We start from the raw sequence: 24,810 nt of genomic DNA on the forward strand, positions 1-24,810 counted from the left end.
CATCACACGCCTCCACAACCTCACCCTCGCCGGCTGACCAGGAAACAACGCTGGCCAACCAGCACGCCATAGATCATTTACGGGACAACGTCTAGCGGCCGGACGCCGGCGGGCCGGAGCGCGGCCAGAGCGCCGTCGGGGTGCTCGGCCGTCGGATCCGGTGGCCGTGGTGGGACTGTGTGGCAGCTGCCGGCGGCAAGGCTTCCGGGGTGCGCCTCCTGCTGCGGACGCCAGCCTCCGAACGGGAAGCGCGGGCCGGAAAGCGAGCCACGAAGCCCGGCCTCAAAAGACTCGCAGGACGTGACGAGTCGCTCGGGCCGGGGCTCCGCGGTCGGGGCGTACAGGTGTCGTCAATGTCTTGGGTCAGTTCGCCTTCTTGACGAACTCCGTGGTGTACGTCCTGGCGAGGTCCACCTTCGCGTTCTTCAGGTTGGGGTTGAATGCCTTCAACACGCGCTCGACGGTGGCGGGGCCGTCCGCGGGCATGACACCGTCCTTCGTGAACATGGGCAGGGTGCTCTTGATGGCCTGTGCGTAGAGCGCCTTTCCACCGCCCTGGGCGTAGTCGGCGGGCATCTTCGCGGCGATCTCGTCGGCGCTGTGCGTGGACATCCACTTCAGCGTTCTGACGAAGGCGTTGGCCAGCTTCTGGACGGTTGCCTTGTGGTTGCTGACCCACTCGGTCTGCATATAGAGGCTGGATGACGGGTAGAGCCCGCCGAGCGCCTGCTTGGATCCCTCGGGGGTCCGCATGTCGATGAGGATCTTGCCGAGCTTCTTGTCCAGGATGGTGGCGACGGTCGGGTCCGTGGTCATGCCGCCCTGGATGGACCCCTGCTGGAGGGCGGAGATAAAGGTCTGCCCCGCTCCTACGGCCACGGGCGTGAATTCGCTGGTGTTCACACCGTTGTGCACGGCGAGGTACTTCGTCAGGAAGTCGGTCGAGGAGCCGATGCCGGTCACGCCGAGTTTCTTGCCTTTGAAGTCCTTTGCCGACTTCATGTCGCCGGCCGCCTTGTTGGAGACGATCTCGACTTCACCGGGCGCCTGGGAGAACTGGACGACCGACTCGACCTGTTTGCCCTTCACCTGAAGGTCGAGGGTGTGGTCGTAGAAACCGATTGTGCCCTGGACGTCGCCGGAGACCAGGGCCGTCTCGGCCTGGACACCGGCGGGCTCGGTGAGAAGCTGGACCGATACCCCCTCTTCCTTGAAGTAGCCGAGCCGCTCGGTGAGCATCGCCGGCAGGTAGATGACCTTGTCCAGGCCCCCGACCATGATCTTGACTTTGTCGTCCTTGCTGCCGGAAGCCGAGGTGGAATCGTCGCCGCATGCGGTGAGGGTCGTCAGGGCGAGTGCCCCTGCGACCGCGACGGCCGATATCCGGGTGGGTGTGCGCATGTGATTCACGTTCCTTGCGGGGAAGAGGCGGGCGTAGGGTGTGCGGCCGGTATCAGCGGGTGGTGTCGGCGTCGGCCGGCTTCCAGCGGAAGAGCCGCTTTTCCAGGAAGGTCAGCAGACCTTCGGCGAGCAGCGCGACGATCGCGAGAATGACCATCGCGGCGTAGACACCCGCGGCATTGAACGTGCCTTGAGAGGCGGCGACCAGCAGTCCAAGCCCCTTGGTGGCACCGATGTACTCACCGACGATGGCGCCGATGAGCGCGAAGCCGAAGCTCACGTGCAGGCTGGTGAAGATCCACGACGTGGCAGAGGGGATGACCACCTGAAGGGTGACCTGCCGGTTGCTGGCTCCCAGGATGCGGGAATTCGCGACGAGGTTGCGATCGACCTCCCTGGCCCCCTGGAAGGCGTTGAAGAACACGGGGAAGAACACGAGGACGACCGCGGAGGCGACCTTCGAGGCCGGCCCGAGGCCGAACCAGATGAGAAAGATCGGAGCGAGCACGATACGGGGCAGGGCGTTCAGCACCTTGATGTACGGGCCGAGGACGTCGGCGGCGAACCGGACGCGGCCCAGTGCGATTCCGAGCAGTACACCGGCGATCACACCGATGACCCAGCCGAGCAGCGCCTCGTAGAGCGTGTACCAGACCTGTTCCCAGAGGGAGCCCTGGGCGGTGCCGTCGACGACCCAGGTGCGGATCTGTTCCCAGATCTTCGACGGCATCGAGAAGTTGAACGGGTCGATGACCGCGGTTCGGGCCATCCACTCCCACAATCCGACGACCGCGATGAGCACCGCGACCCGGCTCCCGAGCACCAGGTACTTCCGGTTCCGGGCGGCCCGTGCGCGGGCCCGGGTACGGTCGGTCTTGGTCACGACGGTGTTCGCGGTGATGGTCTCAGGCGGCATGGTGAGCACCCCTCTCGCGGGTGATGCGGACCTCTTCGCCGAGCGAGGACCAGATCTCCCGGTAGATCTCGATGAACCGGGGTTCCAGACGCACTTGCTCGACCTTGCGAGGGCGGGGCAGATCGATCTCGAAGACCTCCTTGACCGTGGCCGGTCCGGCGGTCATGACCACCACCTTGTCGGCCAGCGCGATGGACTCCTCCAGGTCGTGGGTGACGAAGACGACGGAGGAGCCGGTGCCGGCCCACAGTTCCAGCAGTTCGTCCGACATCAGGGCCCTGGTCTGCACGTCGAGCGCGGAGAAGGGCTCGTCCATGAGCAGGATCTCGGGGTCGTTGACGAAGGTGGCGGCGAGGGCGACCCGCTTGCGCTGGCCGCCGGACAGCTGGTGGGGATAACGGTCCTCGAAAGAGGAAAGACCGACCCGGGCGAGCCATTCCCTGGCCCGCTCCTTCGCCTCGATCTTCTGCACACCACGGAAGCGGGGCCCCGCCATCACGTTGGACAGCACGGTCCGCCAGGGAAAGACAGCGTCGTGCTGGAAGACGAAGCCGACCTTGTCGCCGATGCCACGCACCGGCGCGCCACCGACGAGCACCTCACCCTCCGTAGGCTCTTCCAGACCGCTGACCAGGGTGAGAGTGGTCGATTTGCCGCATCCGGTGGGGCCGACCACAGCGACGAACTCGCCGCGCCCGATCGTGAGATCCAGATCCCGTACGGCGGTGTGAAGCGTCCCCGAAGGAGTCCGGAAAGCTTTGCTCGCTCCCCGCAGCTCGATAGCGGGACTCGTATCGCTGTTCATGGGGCGGGACGCTAGGCGCGGCGCACGAACCCGGGCACCCTTGCGCTCACAACTCCTGCTTCTGCCCATAACCCGTGGTTCTGCTCGTTTTGCCCGCGCTGCCACAACGAATGCGACACAAAGCCTGGTCCGCGGCGCCGATGACGCTTACGTTGCGTTCACACAAGGACGAAACGGAGCACCAGGTTCCCGTTCGGTGGAAGGCAGAGGTCGACGTACATGCGGATCAACTGGCCCCGCCGTGTCTTCGCCCGGGTACTGCTCATCCAGGTGGCGATCACCACCGGCGTGATCACGCTAATCACCGGACTCTTCCTCGCGCCCCTGAGCCACCAGCTCGACGACCAGGCGATGCATCAGGCGCTGGCCATCGCCGAGACCACCTCCGTCGAACCCGGCCTGGTGCGCGACCTGAAGAGCACGCAACCCAGCCCCTCCGGTCCCGTACAGGCCGAGGCGGAGCGGATCCGACGGGCCACCGGGGCGCTTTACATCGTCGTGATGGACACCCGCGGAGTGCGCTGGTCCCACACCGACACCGCGCAGATCAGCCGCCACGTCTCGACCGATCCCAGTACGGCTCTGGGCGGCCGGGAGATCATGCAGATCGACAACGGAACTCTGGGGCGCTCAGCACGTGCGAAAGTCCCCTTGCGTGACGAGAACGGGGCCATCGTGGGCGCGGTCTCGGTCGGCATCGCCTACGGCAGCGTCCATGAGCGGCTCCTCGGGGCCATCCCCGGCCTGCTCGTCTACTCCGGTCTGGCGCTCGCCGTGGGTGTACTGGCTGCCCTGGCCGTCTCACGGCGGCTGCAGCGCAGCACGCACGGGCTCGCGTTCGCCGATATCTCCGCGTTGCTGGACGAGCGAGAGGCCATGCTGCACAGCATCCGCGAGGCCGTCCTGGCCCTCGACGCACGGGGCCGAATCCGGTTGCTCAACGACGAGGCACGGCGGCTGCTGGAGCTGAGCCAGGATGCCGTCGGGCGGGCGCTCGAGGAGGTCCTGGCGCCCGGACGGACACCAGATGTGCTGGCGGGACGGGTCGAGGGAGCCGACCTGCTGACTGTCTGCAATGGGCGCGTGCTGATCACCAACCGCATGCCGACCGGTGACGGCGGAGCCGTCGTCACGCTGCGCGACCGCACCGAGTTGGAACTCCTCGGCCGCGAACTGGACTCCACGCGCGGCCTCTTGGACGCGCTGCGCGCCCAGGACCATGAGCACGCCAACCGGCTGCACACCTTGCTCGGGCTGCTCGAACTCGGCAGGCACGACGCCGCGGTGGAGTTCGTCGCTGAGGTGACCAGCGGCCACCGTGCGTCGGCTGAGCAGGTCGCCGAACGCGTCAACGACCCCCTGCTGGCAGCGCTGCTGGTAGGCAAGTCGGCCGTCGCGGCCGAGCGGGGCGCCTCCCTGCGCGTCTCTCCGGCCACCCGGCTCCCGGACGTGGTGATGGACCCGCGCGATCTGGTGACGGTCCTCGGCAACCTCATAGACAACGCTCTGGACATCGCCTCGCTCATCGAGGTCGAACTGCTCGCCGAGGGGACCACCGCCGTCCTGCGGGTGAGTGACAACGGGCCAGGGATACCCCCCGGGATGCGCGAGCACATCTTCACGCAGGGCTGGTCCACCAAGGAGTCCCCCGCGCACCGCGGCCGCGGACTGGGGCTGGCACTGGTACGCCGTCTGGCCGAACGCTATGGTGGCGCGGCCCGCGTAACGGCCAGGCCGGGCGGTGGCGCGGTCTTCACCGTCATTCTGCCCGAGGCACTCGGCGTCCGGCCGCCGACCGGAGTGGGAGAGTTGCGATGATCGATGTCCTGGTCGTGGATGACGACTTCCGTGTCGCCGAGATCAACGCCGAGTACGTGGCCAGGGTTCCCGGCTTCCGCGTCGTCTCGCGTGCGCACACCGCGGCACAGGCGCTGGCCTTCCTGGAGCGCGTACGCGTCGATCTGGTCCTTCTCGATCACTATCTTCCCGACGAGACCGGACTGACCCTGGTGCGGCGGCTGCGCCAGAGCGGTCACCCGGCCGACGTGATCATGGTGACCGCGGCCCGGGATGTGTCGACCGTGCGGACCGCAATGCGGTACGGCGCCTTGCAGTACCTGGTCAAACCGTTCAGCTTCACCGGCCTGCGGGCGAAGCTGGAGAGTTACGCGGCCCTGCGCCGCACCCTGGAAGGTGTCAGCGGCGGTTGGGGCGAGGCGGGACAGGAGCAGGTAGACCAGATATTCGCCGCGCTGCGTACTGGGGATCCCGGACCTTCGGCTGCTCTGCCCAAGGGCCACTCGGGGCCTACAGCGGATGTGGTCCGCCGTGTCCTGGCTGCGGCCGGCGAGCCGCTTTCCGCGTACGAGGTCGCAGCCCGGTCCGGCCTGAGCCGTTCCACCGCCCAGCGATACCTCAAGTATTTGGAAGGGGCGGGCCATGTCAGCCTCAGTCTCAAGTACGGCGACACCGGCCGGCCCGAACATCGATATGCGTGGGTGAAGGCGGGCTGAGCGGCGGATGGTGCCGCGCAGGCTCGCTGCCAGGTCCGGGTCTTCCTCGCCTATGCACCCAGCCGCGGCCGCACTCTCATCGACCGGCGTCTCTACCTCCCGGTGTCGTGGACGGATGCCCGGGAGCGGTGCCGGCGGGCGGGCATCGACCACATGGTCGTCTTCGAGACCAAGGTCGCCATGGCCAGGGCGATGGTCCGCCGGGCGTTCGAGGAGAAGATCCCGTTCGGGTGGGTGACCGCGGACGCCGGCTACGGCTACTCCAAGAGCTGGCGGACCGAGCTCGAGCGGGCAGACGTCTTCCACGTCATGGCACCACCCGGCACGACACCGTCGTCACCCGCTGGGCCATCGACCATCCGGTCCACGACCTCTTCCACGATCTGCCGAGGCAGAAGTGGAAGCGCCGTTCCCGCGGGAACGGCTCGCACGGACCGCGGGTGTTCGACTGGGCGAGAGTCGAGGTCCGACCCTGGCACCGGGAGGCTCGGCGGCACTGGGTGATCGCCCGCCGCAGTGTGAGCCGGCCTGAGGAGACCTCCTACTACATCGCCTACTGCCCCGCCGGCACCACCCTCGACCAGCTGATCCGTGTCGCCGGAAGCCGTTGGGCGGTCCAGGAATGCTTCCAGACCGCGAAACAGGAATGCGGCCTGGCCGACTACCAGGTCCGCCGCTACCCCGGCTGGCACCGCCACAAGACCCTGGCTCGGAACCGGTGCCTGGTCAGACGGTGGGAACGGTGCCGCCGTCGATGACGTACTCCGCACCCACAATGGATGAGGCTCGGTCCGACACGAGGAAGCCGACCAGGTCCGCGACCTCTTCCGTCGTTGCGAACCTTCCGACTGGAACCCCTCCGAGGGAATCCATCAGGCTCTGCTCCGCCTCTTCGCGGGTCAGTCCGTTGCCCTTGGCAAGCTGGTCGATGAAGCCCGCATACGCTCCGGTCTGAATCCCCCCGGGGCTGACGGCGTTTACCCGCACGCCTCGTGGGGCCAGTTCGTTCGCGAGACCCTTGCTGTACGTACGCAGGGCACCCTTCGCTGACGCGTACGGCAACGTCGCGTCGTGCAAAGGCATCTGACGCTGGATCGACGTGACGTGGACAACCACTCCTGATCCCGCCTCCACCATTGCCGGCAGCAGTGCTCGATCCAGTCGGACAGCTCCCAAGAAGTTCAGGTTGAGCTCCGCCAGCCAGTGCTTCTCAGTCGCTGCAGCGAATCCGCCAGGCGGGGTTGACGATCCTCCGACAACGTGCACCAGGATGTCCAGCGCACCTCCCTCAGAGATCTTGGACACCACAACCTCTGCACCGCCCACCGCGGAAGTGTCCGCCTCGATGAACCGGTCGGGGCGCTCGTAACCGCCGGGCATAGTGCGTGCCGTGGTCCACACGTCGGCACCCATCTCTCGCAGTCTCTCTACGACGGCCTTGCCCGAGCCCTTCGAACCGCCCGTGACCAGCGCCCGGCGACCGTCGAGACGATCGCGATATGAACTCGACATTTTTCTCTCCACTGAAGATTGAGGTGGTGCGGGTCCGGTCAGGCCGGGTGGTTGGCGATGACGAGTTCGGTGATGAGGTCGTCCCGCAGCGCGAACCGGTAGTCGAGCTCGGCGACGCCTCCCGGGAAGGTGCCTTCGAGCCGCACGGTTACCACCCAGTGGGTGTCATCGACGCGGTGAGCGCCGATCTGCTCGGTCGTGTATGCGAACTCGGACCCGGCGTCCCGTAGAAACACGTAGGTCTCCTCCCGGCCGCGGAAGGTCTCGTCCTGGTCGACGATCACCGCATCCTCGGCGAGGAACGACGAGGCGGTGTCGGCATCGCGGACGATGTGGGCGACCAAGAACTGACGCACGGCGGTCGGGAGCAGATCGGAGGGAAGATCGGTGTGCTGTGTCATGAGCCCACCGTGTGACCTCGCGGCACGGGAGGGTCAAGCCGTGGACTCTCCCCCAGGGGGAACGTTCAGAATAGGGGGATGCTGACCATTGGCGAGTTCTCGCGGATGACCCACTTGAGCGTGCGGACCCTGCGCCGGTATCACGAGGCGGCCCTGCTGGAACCTGCCGTGGTGGATGAGACCACGGGTTACCGCTACTACGGCGTCGATCAAATCCCGACCGCGCAGGTCATCCACCGGCTCCGCGAGCTCGACGTCCCCCTGAGCGATGTGCAGCAGATCCTGCGAACCCCCGACCCTGGTGTCCGGGCGGCGCTGGTCGCGGAGCACTTGCAACGCCTCGAGGATGCGCTCGACCGCACCCGGGCCGCAGTCGTGTCGCTGCGCCGCCTCCTCCGGCCCGACCCCGCGCCCATCGACGTCGAGCTACGTGCGGAGCCCGCACGGACGGTCGCGGCGGTGGAGGCCGTAGTCGGGCATCGCGACATCGAGACCTGGTACGCAGGCGCGATGGCGGAATTGGAGGCGGCCGTCGCCGGCGACGTGACCGGACCGCCGGGCGGCAGCTACGACAACGCCCTCTTCGAGCAGGAGCGCGGTCACGCGCTCGTCTACCTGCCGTCCGCTGCGCCACCTCGCACCGGACGCGTGCACCCCGTGAGGCTTCCGGCCGCGGAACTTGCGGTCACCACCCATGTCGGCGAGCACGACGGCATCGAGGTCACGTACGGCGAACTCGGGACCTGGGTGGTGGAGAACGCGATGTCGGTGGCCGGGCCGGTGCGGGAGGTCTACGTTGTCGGCCCCCGTGACACGAGCGATCCCGCTGCGTGGCGCACCGAGATCGGCTGGCCGGTCTTCCGTGTCACCTGAGGCGGTCAGTGCGGTGCGGAGCACCGAGGCTTGATCAAATAAGCAGAGAGCGCTCCTGAACTGCAACGATTGGACTCTTCTAGGTCCTGTTGGCTGCACGGAAAGAGGTATTCCCGTTGTTGACCGTGATGCGCCACCGAGGCGCAGGCCTGGGGCTCGCCCCGAGCAGCGTCGTGGACGTCGGCGTCCACACGATCATCCTCGACACCGTCGCCTACGCCGAACTGTGCGCCAAGTACAACGGAGGCACTTCCTGCAACACGTGCCGCTGGCCGAGACGAAGAACGACGGGTCGGTCATGAAGACCGCCCACCTCGTCGCCCGCGCCGGCTGGGAGGTGGACCTGTCTCTGTGGGAGAACCCCAGCACCCGCGGTCCCTGCCACCCGGGCAACGACTCGCACTGACATTCGCATAACACCCTCTGGGGCCCCACCCGCGGTTCGGGCCCCGGAGGCACGCCCGGGTGACGTTCCCCCGAGCTGCCAGCAGCCCGCCTGTGGCGCCGCCAGCTTGATCCAGGTGACGACTACCGACCTAGGCACCACTACGGCCGTGTCCGCGCCGAACACGACCACGCCGTCCCCCCGCCTTCTGCTGGTCCTGGAGCCGGGCCGAAGGCCCCGGCCCGGAAATCCTGGGCGCCCTCACCGGTCAGACACTGGCCGACCTCGGCCCCGGCGCCGCCCGCCACGCCCCCCACCTGGCCCCACACCACGCCCGCAGCGGATTGGTGCGGTGGACGCCTCCCCCGCACAGCACTACCTGGCCACCGCTATGTACGGCACGCTCTCCCCACGCCTGCGCCTCGTCCACCGGGACGTGATCCCCCACCTCGACGCCCACCCCGCCACCCACGACGTGCTCTACAGCACCTTCGGAGCAGTGGACTTCACCGACCCCGGCACGCTGCTCCCGGCCGCTGCCGGCGCGCTCCGCCCAGGTGGACGTCTGGCCTTCTCCGAGGGCCTGCTCACCTTCCTCGAACGCAAGCTGTTCCGCTGGAAGCCCGCCGCCGATGAAGACCACTAGATCCTTCCGACCCCACACGTACCGCCGTCAGGAGCAGCACATGTCCCGTCGCACCCCGGCAGCCACTCTCAGCACCGCCGCCGAGGCCCTGGCCGCGCTCGCCGCCCTCAGCGGCTGCGCCGACCAGGTCTCCTCCCACGCCGCCGACGGCGGGTCCTCGGGAGGGAAGGGGCCCAAGGTCAACATCATGGTGGGCGGTATCGACAAGGTCATCTACCTGCCCGCGATGCTCTCCCAGCGCCTCGGTGCTTCAAGGACGAGGGCGTCAAGGGCGAACTCCTCAGCGAGCCCGCCGGTATCGACGCCACCACCTCCCTCGTCGCCGGGAACGTACAAGGCGTCGTCGGTTTCTACGACCACACCCTCGACCTCCAGACCAAGGGCAAGCAGGTCGAGTCCGTGGTCCAGCTCGCCCAGACTCCCGGCGAGGTCGAGATCGTGTCCAACAAGGCGGCCGGCGGCCTGACATCCCCGAAGGACTTCGCCGACAAAAAGCTCGGGGTCACCGGACTCGGCTCCTCGACCGACTTCCTCACCAAGTACCTCGGCGTTCACGACGGAGTGTCCACGGACGAGTTCAGCAATGTCGCGGTCGGTGCGGGACAGGCCTTCATCTCCGCGCTGCAGCAGGGCTCCATCGACGGCGGCATGACCACCGACCCGACCGTCGCACACATCCTCGACAAGAAACTCGGCAAGGTGCTCGTCGCCATGCGCACTCCCGAGGGCTCCAAGGATGCGCTCGGCGGCCTGTATCCGTCATCGAGTCTCTATATGAACACCGACTGGGTGAACTCGCACAAGGACACCATCCAGGAACTCACCACCGCCTTCGTGCGGACGCTGAAGTGGACGTCCTCGCACAGCGCCAAGGAGATCGCCGCTCACATGCCGGGCGACTACGCACAAGGCGGCGACGGCCTTTACGCCAAGGCGATCGAGAGCACCCTGCCCATGTTCACGAAGGACGGCATGATGCCGGCCGACGCGCCAGCGACAGTGCGGCGGGTCCTGAAATCCTTCAACCCGAACCTGAGGAACACGACAATTGACCTGCAGAAGACGTATCCGAGCGCATTCACGCAGAAGGCGAGCTGACCGCGTGGAGAATGACGCCACGAGCCTGCCGCGCCGGGGGCACTGCGGCAGGCTCGCTCGTCTCCCCGTTCTCCTTGCTCGTCGCCCGGTGGGCGATCGCCTCCCAGGCCGGCTGCCGTTTCCCCCTCTTCCGCCCCGAACATGCTCTACCAGACCATCGAGACGCGCTCGCCACGCACGGACGCGCGCATGCGCGGACGCCCTGACGTGGTGAATGTACGTCGCAGGCCGGAACCGGAGAACTCGGACGTGAGACGCGCTTCGGTGTGAAGGACGTCAACTCGCGGCAGTGACAGCCGGGTTGCTTGGCGGAGAAACTCCGGTTCGCCCTGGTCGGCTATCCGTTCGCTCGACGGAAGAGTGACAGGAGCGTCAGGGCGGGAGGTGCGCTCGGGGCGAAGTACTGCGCGGCCATGGCGGGCGGCACAGCCGTACCTCGCATGCGGACCTCGTGACACGTGAAGCAGAACGCCGCCTCGAACAGGACCGGGGCCAGGTGCTCGTCGTACGCCCGGACACTCCAGCCGGGCGCGAACCCGCAGCGGTGCTGTTCGCTGCCGGGCAGGCTCGCCATCAGGGACAGGGCGGCGGTGGCCTCGCTCCCCGACCAGAGGGCGACCACCGCGCCGAGGTACGGCCCGTCCCGCCCGACGGGGAGGCCGGAGAGCCGCACGACCTCGATCAGCACGGTCTCGTCAAGGGCCCGGGCGGGAAGCTGCATGTCCGTAGTCTGCCTGATGCGGGCCTGCTTCCGCTCCCTGCCGATGCGTGGGGTCAGGCACCGTCGTGGATGATCCCGTGCGCCTCGCGGACGAGGGACGCGTTGTCGGCCGCCGCTTCGCCGTTGCGGAGGTGGAGGACATCTTCCAGTCCGATACGGGCTTGCAGGCCGCGCGACGCCGCGAGTCGCAGGACGGGCCAGGCGGCGGCGTCCTCGCCGTGCAGGAGAGTTGGTGCGGCTGACGTCCGGAGTTCCTCCAACAGCCCGGCCGCAGCACGGAGGGCCTCCCGCGGGGTGGTTTCGGTGACCTCGGCCAGGACGCGCAGGACCCGACGGGCTCCGGACCATCCCAGAAAGCGTTCGGCGGCGTCGGTGCCGGAGTAGACGCCGGCTTCGACGCCTATCCCCCGGTCCAGCAACGCCTGGGCGACCTCGTCGGCGCCGTCTTCGTGCCAGTTCACCGAGGCGTGGTCCGGGAGCACGGTCCAGGACCTCACCTGTGCGACACGTACGTACGGATCCGGAACCGCCCACGCACCTGTGGTGACCCCGATTGGAATGCCCGGCACCGCGGCCCGCACCGCACTCACCGCAGCGGCGACAGCAGTCGCTTCCAACGTGTCCTGCCCGTTTGGGCCCTTGGGGTGCAGATGGATGTCCACCGCACCCGCGGCGACGGCCTCACGGGCCGACACCGCCATTTCGGCGGCCTTCACGGGGAGATGCGGACACTCGGCGCGGCTGCGAGAACCGTTGAGGCAGACCTGGAGCATGCCGCCATGATGGCGGGTGGCGGGCCAGCTTCTGGGACGGAGCCGCGGATTGCCCTCGTCGGGCTTCAGGCGTGCGCCCGGCGCGGATGCGACGTCTTGTGCGAGGCTGCGTGGTGGGCGGGCTGGTACGGGGAGCGAGCCGCGAGGCGCCGCAGGGACACGGCGGCGGTGATGAGGAGACCGGCGAAAACGGTCAGAAGAAGGGCGGACACCCACATCTGACGGCTTCCGGGGGCCTGCCGGCCGGTCCAGGCGACGGAGGCCGCCCACAGCAAGGTGCCCACGGTGTAGACGTAGCGGGCGCGGTGCAGCTGCCGCAGGGCCCGCAGGAACTCGATGCGGTCGCTCTTCTTCGGTGCCATGGGCACTCGCGTACCCCCAAGCGCCGCGGTTATCGGTGCACGGGGCAAACGGGCGGCCGGCCTCTCCCTGCGCGCCGTGGTTGCGTTCCGGCGATCTCGACCAACAGGTCAGCCGGCATGATCGCGCGACCAGGCCACGCGCACGTGACGACGTCGTGGAGTTCAGACGACGCCCCTGGTGTAGTCGCCGCTCCGCGGCTGGTCGGCGGTCTGGTGCACTGCCGGGGCCATCCCGACAAGCCAGTCGGCAAGCAGCGGGGCGAACACCGCGGGGTCGAGGTCCTCCTTGCGGATCAGAGTGAAAGCGTGCGCGGCACCGGCGAACATCCCGCACATGGCGCTGAGCGGGGCCACGTCGCGCAAGGCCGCGAAGCCCCGCGTCCTCACCTGCATAGGTAGCGCCGACCGGGACTACCAGGGCCCCTGGGCCGCTCGAACAATTCCCGCGAGCCGCTGCAAAAGACGTAGCCGCCGGCTTCAGGGACGCCGATCATCGGAGGGACGGCCATGATTCCGCCGTCCAATTAGCGGGTCCCACGCTCGCGGGCCCACCCCGCACGCGCGCGGGCCCGAGCAGGGGTGCTTGTGGTCACGTTCACCAGGTCCCGGACGGCCAGGCCGATGCTGGCCGGCACATCGTCGACCGAGCTGTCGTCCAACAGACAAACGACGATCAGGGTGTTCGATGCGACCGCCCGCGGTCGGAATGAACGATGCATCCGCCAACCTGTCCACGACGGGCGATGGCGGATTCCAGGGCTCTGACGGCAAGGCCGGACTTCATTCGGCGTCGGTGGAATAGCCCACGATGCGGTTCGAGTAGATGTCCTTGACGGCGCACAAGTACAGCTTGCCCTCGCCGGCCGCGTGCTCGGTGATGTCGGTGAGCCACAGCCGGTTCGGGCTGGCAACGGTGAAGTCGCGGCGGACCCGGCCATCATGGAGCGGCGGGCCGGCCTTGACGTTCTTGCCCCGGCCCCTGCACTGGGGAAGGCCGGTGGTCATGCCCCTAATCAAAGGTCTGTCAGTACCTTCGGAGCTGGTGCCCCCCGGGCCATTCACTCGACAAGGGGAGGTAGTCATGCCAACTCCGAAGGCCGGTAACCCCGTTGCGGGGCTACGAAGAAGGTCATGGGGGGCATGGGCCCTCACATGCGGCTTCGCGGATCCGGGCGAGTAGTTGCTCGCCGCCGAGGTGGGTGACGTGGTTGTGGAGCAAGTCCGGACGAGGCGGGCGTTCTTGAGTGCGCGTGCCCGCGTCGGCTCCAGCGGCAGTCAAGCGCCTTGGGGATGGCCGAGGACGGCGTCCACAAGGCTGTCAGCGTATGCGTGGGTGAAGGACTCGCCGGAGACCAGGAGCCGGTACCAGGGCGGGGAGATGAGGAGTTCCTCGAGGAGCACCGGGTCCATGGCGGGAAGGTCCCCTGCCACTTGGGCTGCGGAAATCCGCTGTCTGTTGCCGGCCTGGAGGGGACGCTGGATGCGCTCGCGGAGCATGGTGGCGAGTTCGGCGTCGGTCTGGGCGGCACCGAGCACGCCGGTGAGCAGCTGGCGCGCGTGAAGGTCGTCGAAAAGGTCGGCAAAGCCACGGATCCAGGAGCGCAGATCGTGGACGATGTCCCCGGTGTCGGGTAGCTCGACCGCGGGCTCCACAACCTGCTCGAGCAGTACGTCGAGGAAGACGGCTCCCTTGGAGGGCCACCACCGGTACAGGGTGGGCTTACCAACCTTGGCCCGAACCGCGATCGTCTCCATCGTCACGGCCGCATAGCCCTGCTCCCGGCACAGCTCGCTGGCAGCTTGCAGGATCGCGTCGCGGGAGCGCGGCCCCTGACGCTTGTGCGGACTTTGGGTTCGATCGGTCATGAGGTCCACCCTACCCACCTGAAACGTAACGTTCAGTTTTGACATCTCCGTAGGCCGTCCGTACTGTCTCGACAAGCGAAACGTAACGTTACGTTTTATCCTGCGGTCAAGGAGTGTCACAACATGAGCAGTCGTACGGTCGCCGTAGTCGGCGGAGGTTACGGGGGTGCCGCGGTCGCCAAGGCGCTGGAGGCCGAGGCCGATGTCGTTCTCATCGATCCCCGGGAGGCGTTCGTCAACGCAGCGGGCTCGCTGCGGGCGTTGGCACAGCCCAACTGGGCGCCCAACATGTTCTTCCCCTTCGAGACCCTGCTGCCGAAGGGGCGGGTGATACGTGACCGCGCAGCCTCCGTCGACCCCGGCGGTGTCACTCTGGCCTCCGGCGAGCGGCTCGCGGCCGACTACATCGTCCTGGCAACCGGCTCCAGTTACGCCTACCCGGCCAAGCCCGTCTCCGACTCGGTCGCCGAGATGCTGGACGATCTGCGCCGGACGCACAAGGAGCTGCTCCCGGCGGAGCGGGTGCTGATCCTCGGCGCCGGCCCGGTCGGCCTGGAGCTGGCCGGCGAGATCAAGGAGGTCTGGCCGGACAAGCACGTGATCATCGCCGACCCCGCCACCGAATTGCTTCCCGGCTTCCAGCCCGAGGTCGTCGATGACCTACGCGGACAGCTCGCCGCACGAGGGATCGAAATGCGCCTCGGCACCGGTCTGAGGGCGCTGCCGGACCCGGTGTCCGGGCGAGCGGAGACCTTCACCGTGACCACTGCCGACGGCGAGGCGCTCACCGCCGACATCTGGTTTCGCGCCTACGGCACTGCCGTCAACAGTGATTACCTCGCCGACGGCAACCTCACGCCCCTTACCCCCGAGGGCCGGGTGCCGGTGACCGAGTTCCTCCACATCCGCGGGCACGATCACGTCTACGCGGTCGGAGACATCACCGACGTCGACGAGGCCAAGATGGCCGGCTATGCCATGCAGCACGCCGAGGTGGTCGCGAAGAACATCACCGCACAACTCGGCGGCGAGCGCCCCACGGCCACGTACCAGCCGCTGCCGCACCCGATGATCCTGCTTCCGCTCGGCCCGGACGGCGGCGTCGGCCAGCTGCCCGCTCCCGAGGGTCCGTTCGTCGCCCCGGCCGCCGTGGTCGCCGAATACAAGGGTGCGGACCTGTTCACCGCCCGCTTCACCGGCCAGTTCGGCCCCACCGCCGCCTGAAGGAGCTGCCGGACATGCAATACACCCATCTCGGCCGCAGCGGCCTGATCGTCTCCCGGCTGGTCCTCGGCACCATGAACTTCGGGACGGAAACCTCCGAAGCCGCCAGCCACGCGATCATGGACCGTGCGCACGAGCACGGCATCAACTTCGTCGACACCGCCAATGTCTACGGCACCAGACCGGGTGAGGAGCCCACCGAAGAGATCATCGGCCGGTGGTTCGCCGCGGGTGGCGGCCGGCGCGAGAGGACCGTGCTGGCGACCAAGGTCTACCTGCCGACCGGCGAGTGGCCCAACGAGAGCCACCTGTCCGCACTAAACATCCGACGGGCCGCCGACGCCTCCCTCCAACGGCTGCGCACCGACCACATCGACCTGCTCCAGATGCACCACATCGACCGCAGCACACCGTGGGAGGAGATCTTCGAGGCGTTCGCCGTCCTGCGCCAGCAGGGCAAGGTGCTCTACTTCGGCTCCTCCAACTTCGCCGGCTGGCACCTCGCGCAGGCCCAGGAAGCGGCACGCGACCGGCACTTCCTGGGGCTGGTCTCCGAGCAGTCCCGATACAACCTCATGACCCGATGGGCCGAGCTGGAGGTGCTGCCGGCGGCACGCCACTATGGCACCGGCGTGATCCCGTGGGGGCCGCTGAACGGCGGCGTGCTCGCCGGCGTCCTGAGCAAGCTGAGGGCCGGCGGCGCCGCCCGCGGCAGTACGGGGCGCTCGGCGGTCGCCCTCGCGGAACACCGCGACGCGATCGAGGCATACGAGAAGTTGTGCGCCGCCATCGGCGAACAGCCCGCCCACGTCGGGCTGGCATGGCTGCTCGCCCAGGACGGCGTGACCGGGCCGATCATCGGCCCGCGCACCGTCGAGCAGCTCGACGGTGCGCTGCGGGCCCTGCAGCTCACCCTCGACGACGACACTCTGGCCGAGCTCGACCGGATCTTCCCGCCTCCCGCGCCGAACGGGGCCAGGCCCGCGCCCGAGGCATACGCTTGGTGACCGCCCCGTCACCGCCGTATCGACGAGCAGTACCGCAACATCGAAGGAAGGCAGAGCATGTCCATACCGCTAGTCGTCTTCGGCTTCGGCGCCCACAGCGTCATTGATGACACGCCGGAGCTGTTGCGCATGACGCAGCAGGCCGACCGCGACGGACTCGACCACTTCTCCCTGTCCGACCACCCGTATCTCGGCGCGCGCTTGGATGCCTACGCCACCCTCGGATTCGTCCTCGGCCGCACCCAGCACATCGCGGGCTTCGCCAACGTCACCAACCTGCCGACCCGGCCACCCGCCATGCTCGCGCGCACGATGACGACGTTGTCGGCGCTCACCGGCGGCCGCATCGTGCTCGGCATGGGCGCCGGCGGACTGTGGGACCGCATCGCCGACATGGGGGTGCCACGCCTTACACCGGGCGAGGCCGTGATCGCGTTCGAAGAGGCCATCACCCTGGTCAAGAAGCTGTCCGGCGGCGGCCCACCGGTCACCTACCAAGGCCGCCACTACCAGGTGCAGGCGATCGAACCGGCCCCGGTGGCCGCACCCCTGGTTTGGACCGGCTCCGTCGGCCGCAAATCCCTGGCCGCCACCGGCCGGGTCGCCGACGGCTGGATCCCCGGCCACGCCGCCGACTGGCTCAGCGACCGCTACCGCACCTCGCGGCCCGTCATCGACGAAGCCGCGGTAGCCGCTGGCCGCGATCCACGCGAGATCCGCACGGTCTTCAACCTGCCCGGCCACATCACCGATCGTCCGCTACCGGCCACCCGCGACGGCGACGGCCGCTGGATCGGCGGCAACGCCGGCCAATGGGCCGACGAACTCACCGGCGCCGTGCTGCACCACGGCGCGGCAGGCTTCACCCTCTTCTCACCCCGCGGCGGAACACCTGACGCTGCCGCCGTTGCCCGGTGGGCCACCGAGATCGTCCCGGCGGTACGCGAGGCCGTTGCGAAAGAAGCTCCGCTCACCACGTAGTCGACCGCCCTATGACCGACGACCCGACGACCGCTGACACACCAGGCAGCGGATCCCCTGGTAGATGGGTTTTCGACCAAGATCCGGATGTCTGGCTGGCAGACCGACGTCCGCGCCCGGAGCCACTATCAGCAGAAGCATCGAGGGCCTTCAGGTTCAGGGCAACGCGGGTCGGGCACCTTTCCGCTGTACCTGTACCACCAGAACAGCACGGGGAAGGCGGCCCGGCTGCACGTGCTGGTCTCCAACCCGGGTGCCGCTCCGGTCACCGTTTCCGCGCGCGGCGCCGCATGGACCAACGCGGACAAGCCCCTGGTGCAGGACCCGGCCGCCCGCGCCGGGACCGGCCCCTGCTATGCCACCTCGGCCGACTGGCTGTCCGGGAACGTCAAGCAGTACCTCTCCCCCGCCCAGGTCGCACCGGGGCGCATGGTCGAGGCTGCGCGCCTGCCCATGACCGGATCCATCCTCGACGGCCTGCTGGAGATCACCGCGAGCGCCGGGGTGTACACGTACATGGTCGTCACCACGGACGGCAGCACCACCGCCGCCGTCAACCTCTCCCAGACGGACACCGCGGCGGCACCCGGGAACATCGTGTCCCAGACGGCCACCACCTACGGGCGCGAAGCCGGTGTCTACGGCGCGTCGAGGTGGGAAACCGGCCACCGCCGTGGTGGACGTGGCCGACGCCGGCCACCACCTCGGCATCGCGCTCAACACCACGGTCCGCCAGGTCGCGGCACTGGACCAGACGTCCCCGGCCACCGCCGGGCTGAGCGACTCCTCGGCGCGCAGCTGGGGCAACTACGGGCTTCGTTACACCGTGGACCTGGAGCTCCGTAACCCCGCTGCGGGAACGCGCACGGTCCGGCTCACCTTCGGATCCAACGTTACGGCCGCGACCGACGTTCCGGGCGACACCTGGAACGGCGCGATGGCCCTGTCGGTGGACGGCGGTGCCGAGGAGATCCGCACCGTGTACGTACGCCCCACCGTGCCCCGGGACGAGCTGGCCACGCTGACCGTGCCGGGCAGCGGGAGCCGGCGCGTCACCCTGCGCTTCATGGTGCCCGGCCTGATCACCGCCGGCTCGCATCTTCTGCTGGAGAGCGTGTAGGGAGTACCGGGCCTGGGCCGCCGCTGCCCCGGCCCGGTTCGCGCAGGGTGGCGGCCCCGCCTGCCGGGATCGCCACGACACCGCCGCTCTCGGTGTGCACTTCGACCGGTGCGGTGCCGTGGTTGAGCAGGAAGAGCCAGGAGCCGTCCCTGCCGGAGCGGCGTACGGCTTCGACATCCTCGGGGGTCTCTGCCGCCGGGCGCAGTCCTGCGTCCCTGGCGAGCCCGCGCAGAAGCTCCCGCAGCGTGGCGGCCGACGCGCGGGTGGCGACGTACCGACTGGGCCCCGAGCCGTGGCGGTGCCGGGTGACGGCGGGCCCGCCCGGCGCGGGTCCGCCTTCGGGGCCGTCCGCGGAGGGGACGAGGGTTTCGCAGCCGGCCGGCTCCACACGCTCCGCCCAGTGCGTGGCGGTGGAGGCGTCGCTGAGATCGACCGTCACGCCGTCCCGCAGGGGAAGGTATTCATCGATGCGCAGGCCGAGCACTGTGTGCAGCGCACCGAGGTAGTCGCCCGGGTGCACCCGGTCCTGCCCGTCCACGACGCCGCTGAAGCAGCCCACCGCGAGGTGTCCTCCGGTGTGGACGTACCGGGAGAGCGCGGCGGCGTCCTCGTCGCCCAGGAGGTAGAGGTTGGGGGCGAACAGCGCCTTGTAGGAGGCGAGTGGGGTGCCAGGGGGGACGATGTCGCAGGTGATGTTGAGCCGCCACAGCGCTTCGTACCAGTCGCGGACCAGGTCGAGGTAGCGCATGCGGTCGGACGGGCGGGCTTCCGCCTCCAGCGCCCACCAGTTGTGCCAGTCCAGGAGGCCGGCGACGTCCGCTTCGACGCGGCTGCCGGCGACCTCGCGGAGTGCGTGCAGTTCGGCGTCGAGGGCGGCGGCCTCGCGCCTGACGCGGGTGTCGGTGCCCCCGTGCGGAAGCATCGCGGAGTGCCACTTCTCGGCGCCGGCGCGGGACTGGCGCCACTGGAAGAACATGATGGCGTCGGCGCCCCGGGCCGGATGGCCGAGGCTGTTGCGACGCATCTCTCCGGGCTGCTTGGCGACGTTGACCGGCTGCCAGTTCACGGCCGAGGTCGAGTGCTCCATGAGCAGCCAGGGGTGTCCGCCGGCCGCGCCACGGGCCAGGTCGGCGTTGAGCGCCAGGTCGATGTGCCCGTTCACGTCGTGGGCGGGGAGGTAGTGGTCGAGGGAGACGATGTCGCACGCGGCGGCGAGCGCGTGGGCGTCGGCCTTCTTCTCCAGGGTGCCCAGGAGGTTCGTGGTGACGGGGGTGTCCGGTGCGGCCTCGGCACGGTACCGGTCGACCAGTGCACCGCTGGAGAACCCCCGGTAGTCGAGGTCCTGGCCGGGGTTCTTGAATGCGGTGGTGTCCCGTGGCAGGTCGATCTCCTCCCAGTCCCCGTAGCGCGCTGGCTCCAGAAGTCGGTGCCCCAGGCTTCGTTGAGCGCGTCCAGGGTGGTGTGGCGGTCGCGGAGCCAGTCGCGGAACGCCGTGGCGCTGACCTCGCAGTAGCACAGCGCGTTGTGGTTGCCGAACTCGTTGTGCACGTGCCAATGGGCGAGCGCCGGGTGCCCCGTGTCCGGACGGCACGGCGGTGATCGACGTGAAGCGGGGGACGTGGCTAGACGAACCTGGTGCCGCGTACGGCCACGGAACGGGTCGGCACTCCTTGCACGACGAGGAGGCGGACGGGGCGGGAGGGGGTAACTGCGTGGTGCGCTCATGATCGGTTCCTGGGGGTGTGGAGGGCAGGGGTGGTGGAAGGCGGATTCTCTTGCTGTCCGGGGCCTGTCGGTGGGATAGCGAGTGCCGGCCCTCACGTCATCGCGATGACGACCTTGCCGGCCTTGGCGCGGCCCTTCTCGGCGTACTCCATGGCCTCGCGGGTCTGCTCGAAGGGGAAGACGCGGTCGACGACGGGACGGATCTCTCCGGCGTCGATGAGCCGGGTGAGTTCGCGCAGCTGGTCGCCGTCGGCCTTCATGAACAGGAAGGAGTAGATCGCCCCCTGACGCTTGGCGTGGCGCCGGGCCTTGAAGCTCAGCGCGTTCATCACCTGACGCAGGACCGGGTTCGCGCCCAGCTCGCGGGCGAAGGCCGCGTCGGGGGGCCCGGCGATACTGATGGCCTTCCCACCTGGCTTGAGGACCCGCAGGGACTTCTCCAGGGTCTCGCCTCCGAGGGTGTCCAGCACTACGTCGTAGCCGTCCAGGGCCTCCTCGAAGTCCTGGGTGCGGTAGTCGATGACGACGTCCGCGCCGAGTTCCTTGACCAGCTCGGCGTTGGCCGCGCTCGCGGTGGTGGCCACGTGTGCGCCCAGGTGCCTGGCCAGCTGGATGGCGATGGTGCCCACCCCGCCGGAGCCCGCGTGGATCAGGACCTTCTGGCCCGGCTGGACCTGTGCCCTCTCGACCAGCGCCTGCCATGAGGTGAGGGCGACCAGGGGGAGGGAGGCGGTCTCCGCCATGGTGAGAGTGGCCGGCTTGAGGGCCAGGTCGTTCTGGTGGACGGCGATGAGTTCGGCGAAGGTGCCGATGCGGTCCTTGTCGGGCCGGGCGTAGACCTCGTCGCCCACCGCGAACCGGGTGACGGCCGAGCCGACCTGGACCACCACTCCGGCGAGGTCGTTGCCCAGCACGAGAGGGAGGCGGTACGGGAGGATCAGCTTGAAGTCGCCGTCGCGGATCTTGAAGTCCAGCGGGTTGACGCTCGCCGCATGGATCTTGATCAGCACGTCGAGGGCGCCCGGCTCCGGATCGGGCATCTCGGCGGCGCGCACCGCGGACCGGTCGCCGTACTTCTCGATCAGGTAGGTCTTCATCGCCGTCTTCCTGTCTCGTCCGCACCGGGACGGGATCTCCGCACGCCCGAACTGCCCCGGTGCGAGGTATTTTCTGGTGTTCACTGCTGGTTCATGACGCTCCACGCCGATACGGCGGGCGCGCCTCACGCTGCGTTCGGCGATGCGGCCAGGCTCCGCTTCACGCGCCGGGTGGTCTCGTCGGCGAGGATCTCGGGCAGTCCCCGCTCGACGCCGGACAAGGCCTGGGCGGCGACCCCCGCGGGGTCGGTCTTCTGGTCGGCGGGAACGCCGGCAGCCATGTCGGTGTCCATGTATCCGACGTGCAGGGCCGTGACGGTGATGCCGCGGGGTGCCAGTTCCTCCCGGGATGCACCGGTCAGTGCCCATGCGGCGGCCTTCGCCGCGGCATAGGCGCCGAGGTCGGCCGGGTGCAGCCAGGACAGGACCGACAGCACGTTGAGCACGGCGCCGCCGCCGTTGGACTCGATGACCGGGGCGAAAGCCCGCGTCACGGCGAGCGGGCCGAAGAAGTTCACCTCCATCTCCAAGCGCGCTGCGTCCGGGCTGCCCGCCACCAGGGGCGTTCCGGTGGAGATGCCCGCATTGTTGACCAGCAGCGTCACGTCGGGGGCAACGAGAACCGCCGCCCGGATCGACTCCGCGTCCGTCACATCGAGCCGCAGCGGGACGACACCCGGAACGTCCACCGTTTCGGGGCGACGGGCCGCCGCGTACACCTTGGCCCCGCGTTCCACGAGCTGGGCGGCCAGATGCCGACCGAGCCCTCGGTTGGCTCCGGTGACCACCACTACCGCGTCCTTCAGTTCCACGCCCACTCCCAGCGCCACGGCCGCCGCCAAGCGGCCCACACACATTAGATTACGACTACAATCTAAACACGTGGCTAAGATAGATGCCAGTCGACATCCAATCGGGAGGTGGCCGATGGGCCGCGTATCGCAAGCGCAGGCGCAGGAGAACCGCCGACGGGTCGTGGAAACAGCGTCCCGCCTGTTCCGTGAACAGGGGACCCACGTCAGCGTCGCCGACCTCATGAAGGCGGCCGGTCTGACCCACGGCGGCTTCTACAAGCAGTTCGCCTCCAAGGAGGCACTCATCGACGAAGCCACCGCCCACGCGTTCGGCGAACTCGCCCAGCACCACAAGGACGGGCTCGATCAGTACGCCGGGCAGCGCGACGCCGCCCAGCGGGCGCTGATCGACGCCTACCTCTCCGCCGAGCACCGCGACAGCGCGGCAGCCGGGTGCCCCGCCGCCGCACTCGCCACCGACATGGCCCGCGACGGCGGAGAAAGCGAGGCCCGCCGCGTCTACACCCAGGGAGTGGGCGACTTCGCCGGCTTCCTCGCCGCCGAGGACCAGGACGGCCTCATCCGGCTGTGCACCATGATCGGTGCACTCGTCCTGTCCCGGGCCACCAAAGGCTCGCCACTCTCCGAGGAGATCCTCACCACCGCACGCGAGGCACTGACGGCCACCAACTGACCGGAACTACCGCGCAGGGCGCACCCAGCAGGAAGAGGGCGCTTCTTCGACGGACATCGATGACGAGCTGATCGAGCTCGACGCCGACGGCTACCAACCGCTGCGGCTACGGGTGCCTCGGCGCGACCGTCCGTACTCGACTGTTTCATGGGTGGACCCTGCCGTGCGCAAGTCGGGGTCGGTCCGAGCCGAGCCGCCCCGGCCGGTGAGCGCTGGCGCCGGGCCGGCCGGTCGTGTCCGCCCCGGATACGCCCGCGCCCCGACCGCCGGCAGTCTCTCGACGCACAGCTCGACTACCTCGCACTTAGCCGGTTCATGGCATCGCCAAGGCACTCATTGCGCAACTTCTGATAGCTGGAACTACCAGCAGAGCCGTCCGGGTCCTCATGGCAGCCGGTCAGCCGGGCGACGCCGATCACGCCGCCGGTCGGCAGCTCGCAGCCGCGGAGCTGTGCAGGCGGCCGGGGCGCCGGACCTGGACGGGTGGCTGGTCGCCGCGCGCTACGAGGCGCCGCCGCACGGCGAGCGGGACTGTGTGCTGCCGGACTGCCCTCGGTGGACGACAGGGCCCGGTTCGGCGTTGTGCCGGCGGCACTACATTCGCTGGCGCAACAGCGGACCCCGCCCGCCGATTCGATGAACAGCTCCGCCGCCTCCTGGGTGGCGGCAGTCGTGCAGCCTCAAGCGCCCACCGGTTGTTTCAGTCCAGCGGGACGGCGACGTCCGCTTCGACGCGGCAGCCGGCGACCTCGCGCAGTGCGTGCAGCTCAGCGCCGAGGGCGGTGGTCTCGCGCCAGACGCGTTCTCCTCACCGGTACTGCTGATCGCCGGAGCGCCGATCTGCCGCCGATACCTTCGCCAAATCTACCGGGAGGAGGCACCACCGCTTCTGGAAAAGGAGCGGGGCAGGGTCAGCATCCACTGGTCCGTGGTCACCAGTTCCCTGTTCGCATGGCTCTGCCGGCCCACCGAGTCGCTCGATCGCGTCATCTCAGGCCGAGGTTGAACAACAAGTCGAGTTCAGCCCCAGGACCAAGAGGTGAGCGTGGTGTGCATCAGCTGGGCCGCGGTCGGCAGACGGGTGCTCGTGGCCCGGTGCAGAGTGAGGGTGCGGCGGCAGCTGGGAGCGTCGACGGCGATCCAGGCGACCGGTGCGCTGACGGCGGCGGTGATGGCCACCGTGGGGATGAGGGTGAGGCCGATGCCGGTGCTGACCAGGAAGGCGGTGGCGGCCGGCTCGTCGCCTTCACAGACGATGCGTGGGGTGAGGTTGCATTCGGCGAAGAGCCTGTCGAGCAGGCGGCGTTGCCAGTGCCCCGGCCGGGAGCTGACGAACGGCTCGTCCGCCAGCTCCGCGACCGTCACCGAAGCGCGGTCGGCGTAGCGGTGGTCTGGCGGTGCGGCCAGCCACACCTGCTCGTCGTGGAGTTGGACGCTGTCGAGGCCGTCTCCCGGGATCGGCTGCGAGGCGACGCACAGATCGACCTCGCGGGCGTGCAGGGCGCGGTGCATGTCCGCCGCCGACATCTGGTGGAGTTCGATGTCAACTTCCGGATGGGCCGCCTTGTACGCGGCCAGTGGACCGGCGATGGTCAGGAAGGTCTCCGAGGCAAGCCGCACCCCGCCGACCTCCCCGCGGGCGGACTCCAGTACGGCCCGCCGTCCCGCCTCCAGCTCGCCCAGGGAGCGCTCGACGTGCGCGCGGAACAGCCGGCCGGACTGGTTGAGCCGCAGCCGTCCGCCCCGGTCGAACAGCGGGGCGCCGAGCTCCGCCTCCAGCCGCGCGATGGTGCGGCTCAACGACGGCTGTGCGACCCGCAGTTCGGCAGCCGCGCGGCTGAGGTGCTCCAGTCGCGCGACCACGAGGAACTGCTGCAGCGCGTGGAGGTCCATGTC

At 68.9% G+C, this 24,810-nt stretch carries 24 protein-coding genes and 5 pseudogenes; 12 read left to right on the forward strand and 17 right to left on the reverse strand.

The window, feature by feature from the left end:
- Positions 1 to 363: 363 nt before the first annotated feature.
- From ABZ565_RS03535 to ABZ565_RS03545, 3 genes are read right to left on the reverse strand one after another with little or no spacing between them, the layout of a single operon-like run.
- Positions 364 to 1,401: an ABC transporter substrate-binding protein gene (locus ABZ565_RS03535; protein WP_361020045.1), complete on the reverse strand. Its 1,038-nt coding sequence runs from the start codon at positions 1,399 to 1,401 to the stop codon at positions 364 to 366.
- A 52-nt stretch (positions 1,402 to 1,453) separates the two neighbouring features.
- On the reverse strand, positions 1,454 to 2,317 hold the full coding sequence (locus ABZ565_RS03540; protein WP_361020047.1) for an ABC transporter permease: 864 nt from the start codon (positions 2,315 to 2,317) through the stop codon (positions 1,454 to 1,456).
- Positions 2,307 to 3,122, reverse strand: a complete 816-nt coding sequence (locus ABZ565_RS03545) for an ABC transporter ATP-binding protein (protein ID WP_361020049.1) — start codon at positions 3,120 to 3,122, stop codon at positions 2,307 to 2,309. Before ABZ565_RS03545 ends, ABZ565_RS03540 begins: the two co-directional genes overlap by 11 nt.
- Before the next feature lie 219 nt (positions 3,123 to 3,341).
- Here ABZ565_RS03545 and ABZ565_RS03550 point away from each other — a divergent pair, with 219 nt between their 5' ends.
- The 3 genes and pseudogenes from ABZ565_RS03550 to ABZ565_RS03560 form a co-directional block, all read left to right on the forward strand.
- Positions 3,342 to 4,940, forward strand: coding sequence for a sensor histidine kinase (locus tag ABZ565_RS03550; protein ID WP_361020051.1), 1,599 nt, complete (start codon positions 3,342 to 3,344; stop codon positions 4,938 to 4,940).
- On the forward strand, positions 4,937 to 5,635 hold the full coding sequence (locus ABZ565_RS03555) for a response regulator (RefSeq protein WP_361020053.1): 699 nt from the start codon (positions 4,937 to 4,939) through the stop codon (positions 5,633 to 5,635). The genes ABZ565_RS03550 and ABZ565_RS03555 overlap by 4 nt, the downstream gene beginning before the upstream one ends.
- A gap of 30 nt (positions 5,636 to 5,665) precedes the next feature.
- Positions 5,666 to 6,360 (forward strand): annotated as a pseudogene (locus ABZ565_RS03560) (IS701 family transposase); the annotation flags it as partial.
- A 1-nt stretch (position 6,361) separates the two neighbouring features.
- Here the strand turns inward: ABZ565_RS03560 and ABZ565_RS03565 are convergent.
- Positions 6,362 to 7,147: an SDR family oxidoreductase gene (locus ABZ565_RS03565; protein ID WP_361020055.1), complete on the reverse strand. Its 786-nt coding sequence runs from the start codon at positions 7,145 to 7,147 to the stop codon at positions 6,362 to 6,364.
- A gap of 38 nt (positions 7,148 to 7,185) precedes the next feature.
- Complete coding sequence (locus ABZ565_RS03570; RefSeq protein ID WP_361020057.1) at positions 7,186 to 7,548, reverse strand: nuclear transport factor 2 family protein; 363 nt, start codon at positions 7,546 to 7,548, stop codon at positions 7,186 to 7,188.
- Positions 7,549 to 7,626: 78 nt separating this feature from the next.
- Here ABZ565_RS03570 and ABZ565_RS03575 point away from each other — a divergent pair, with 78 nt between their 5' ends.
- The 4 genes and pseudogenes from ABZ565_RS03575 (at position 7,627) to ABZ565_RS03590 (ending at position 10,550) form a co-directional block, all read left to right on the forward strand.
- Positions 7,627 to 8,421: a MerR family transcriptional regulator gene (locus ABZ565_RS03575; RefSeq protein WP_361020059.1), complete on the forward strand. Its 795-nt coding sequence runs from the start codon at positions 7,627 to 7,629 to the stop codon at positions 8,419 to 8,421.
- Between the two features lie 262 nt (positions 8,422 to 8,683).
- The gene (locus ABZ565_RS03580) at positions 8,684 to 8,827 is read left to right on the forward strand and encodes a hypothetical protein (protein ID WP_361020061.1); all 144 of its coding nucleotides are present in this window, start codon (positions 8,684 to 8,686) and stop codon (positions 8,825 to 8,827) included.
- A gap of 331 nt (positions 8,828 to 9,158) precedes the next feature.
- Positions 9,159 to 9,452, forward strand: a complete 294-nt coding sequence (locus tag ABZ565_RS03585) for a class I SAM-dependent methyltransferase (RefSeq protein ID WP_361020063.1) — start codon at positions 9,159 to 9,161, stop codon at positions 9,450 to 9,452.
- A gap of 40 nt (positions 9,453 to 9,492) precedes the next feature.
- Positions 9,493 to 10,550: pseudogene (locus tag ABZ565_RS03590) on the forward strand (ABC transporter substrate-binding protein).
- A gap of 337 nt (positions 10,551 to 10,887) precedes the next feature.
- On the opposite strand, the gene ABZ565_RS03595 reads toward ABZ565_RS03590, so the two are convergent.
- The 6 genes and pseudogenes from ABZ565_RS03595 to ABZ565_RS03620 form a co-directional block, all read right to left on the reverse strand.
- Positions 10,888 to 11,271: a hypothetical protein gene (locus ABZ565_RS03595; RefSeq protein WP_361020065.1), complete on the reverse strand. Its 384-nt coding sequence runs from the start codon at positions 11,269 to 11,271 to the stop codon at positions 10,888 to 10,890.
- 53 nt (positions 11,272 to 11,324) lie between these two features.
- On the reverse strand, positions 11,325 to 12,044 hold the full coding sequence (locus ABZ565_RS03600; RefSeq protein WP_361020067.1) for a 3-keto-5-aminohexanoate cleavage protein: 720 nt from the start codon (positions 12,042 to 12,044) through the stop codon (positions 11,325 to 11,327).
- A 65-nt stretch (positions 12,045 to 12,109) separates the two neighbouring features.
- The gene (locus tag ABZ565_RS03605; protein WP_361020069.1) at positions 12,110 to 12,406 is read right to left on the reverse strand and encodes a hypothetical protein; all 297 of its coding nucleotides are present in this window, start codon (positions 12,404 to 12,406) and stop codon (positions 12,110 to 12,112) included.
- 165 nt (positions 12,407 to 12,571) lie between these two features.
- Positions 12,572 to 13,101 (reverse strand): annotated as a pseudogene (locus ABZ565_RS03610) (NAD(P)-dependent oxidoreductase); the annotation flags it as partial.
- Positions 13,101 to 13,387: pseudogene (locus tag ABZ565_RS03615) on the reverse strand (DDE-type integrase/transposase/recombinase); the annotation flags it as partial. The pseudogenes ABZ565_RS03615 and ABZ565_RS03610, both read right to left, overlap by 1 nt.
- Positions 13,388 to 13,681: 294 nt before the next feature.
- Positions 13,682 to 14,272, reverse strand: a complete 591-nt coding sequence (locus tag ABZ565_RS03620; protein WP_361020071.1) for a TetR/AcrR family transcriptional regulator — start codon at positions 14,270 to 14,272, stop codon at positions 13,682 to 13,684.
- 123 nt (positions 14,273 to 14,395) lie between these two features.
- On the opposite strand from ABZ565_RS03620, the gene ABZ565_RS03625 reads away from it, so the two are divergent.
- The 3 genes from ABZ565_RS03625 to ABZ565_RS03635 are packed head-to-tail and all read left to right on the forward strand — an operon-like array spanning position 14,396 to position 17,484.
- Complete coding sequence (locus ABZ565_RS03625; protein WP_361020073.1) at positions 14,396 to 15,496, forward strand: FAD-dependent oxidoreductase; 1,101 nt, start codon at positions 14,396 to 14,398, stop codon at positions 15,494 to 15,496.
- A 14-nt stretch (positions 15,497 to 15,510) separates the two neighbouring features.
- Entirely contained in the window at positions 15,511 to 16,503 is a 993-nt protein-coding gene (locus ABZ565_RS03630; RefSeq protein WP_361020075.1) for an aldo/keto reductase, read from the forward strand.
- Positions 16,504 to 16,560: 57 nt separating this feature from the next.
- Positions 16,561 to 17,484 (forward strand): LLM class flavin-dependent oxidoreductase, encoded by a 924-nt coding sequence (locus tag ABZ565_RS03635; protein ID WP_361020077.1) that lies wholly within the window; start codon positions 16,561 to 16,563, stop codon positions 17,482 to 17,484.
- A 353-nt stretch (positions 17,485 to 17,837) separates the two neighbouring features.
- Here ABZ565_RS03635 and ABZ565_RS03640 read toward each other — a convergent pair whose 3' ends face one another.
- Complete coding sequence (locus ABZ565_RS03640) at positions 17,838 to 18,101, reverse strand: hypothetical protein (protein ID WP_361020079.1); 264 nt, start codon at positions 18,099 to 18,101, stop codon at positions 17,838 to 17,840.
- A 56-nt stretch (positions 18,102 to 18,157) separates the two neighbouring features.
- Here ABZ565_RS03640 and ABZ565_RS03645 point away from each other — a divergent pair, with 56 nt between their 5' ends.
- Positions 18,158 to 18,604 carry a DUF3370 family protein gene (locus ABZ565_RS03645; protein WP_361020081.1) on the forward strand — a complete coding sequence of 149 codons (447 nt, stop codon included), beginning with the start codon at positions 18,158 to 18,160 and terminating at the stop codon, positions 18,602 to 18,604.
- On the opposite strand, the gene ABZ565_RS03650 is transcribed toward ABZ565_RS03645, so the two are convergent.
- The 4 genes and pseudogenes from ABZ565_RS03650 to ABZ565_RS03665 form a co-directional block, all read right to left on the reverse strand.
- Entirely contained in the window at positions 18,567 to 20,120 is a 1,554-nt protein-coding gene (locus tag ABZ565_RS03650) for a beta-galactosidase (RefSeq protein WP_361020083.1), read from the reverse strand. The two genes, ABZ565_RS03645 and ABZ565_RS03650, sit on opposite strands and share 38 nt — an antisense overlap.
- Positions 20,072 to 20,329, reverse strand: a pseudogene (locus tag ABZ565_RS03655) (beta-galactosidase); the annotation flags it as partial. The gene ABZ565_RS03650 and the pseudogene ABZ565_RS03655, both read right to left, overlap by 49 nt.
- Before the next feature lie 92 nt (positions 20,330 to 20,421).
- Entirely contained in the window at positions 20,422 to 21,426 is a 1,005-nt protein-coding gene (locus ABZ565_RS03660) for an NADP-dependent oxidoreductase (protein WP_361020085.1), read from the reverse strand.
- 125 nt (positions 21,427 to 21,551) lie between these two features.
- Positions 21,552 to 22,238: an SDR family oxidoreductase gene (locus tag ABZ565_RS03665; RefSeq protein WP_361020621.1), complete on the reverse strand. Its 687-nt coding sequence runs from the start codon at positions 22,236 to 22,238 to the stop codon at positions 21,552 to 21,554.
- A 115-nt stretch (positions 22,239 to 22,353) separates the two neighbouring features.
- Between ABZ565_RS03665 and ABZ565_RS03670 the strand changes: the two genes are divergently transcribed.
- Positions 22,354 to 22,914 (forward strand): TetR/AcrR family transcriptional regulator, encoded by a 561-nt coding sequence (locus ABZ565_RS03670; RefSeq protein WP_361020087.1) that lies wholly within the window; start codon positions 22,354 to 22,356, stop codon positions 22,912 to 22,914.
- A gap of 1,020 nt (positions 22,915 to 23,934) precedes the next feature.
- On the opposite strand, the gene ABZ565_RS03675 is transcribed toward ABZ565_RS03670, so the two are convergent.
- Positions 23,935 to 24,807, reverse strand: coding sequence for a LysR family transcriptional regulator (locus ABZ565_RS03675; protein WP_361020089.1), 873 nt, complete (start codon positions 24,805 to 24,807; stop codon positions 23,935 to 23,937).
- Between the last annotated feature and the right edge of the window lie 3 nt (positions 24,808 to 24,810).

It is taken from the genome of Streptomyces sp. NPDC016469 (assembly GCF_040632905.1).
In the GTDB taxonomy this organism is placed as follows: Bacteria; Actinomycetota; Actinomycetes; order Streptomycetales; family Streptomycetaceae; genus Streptomyces.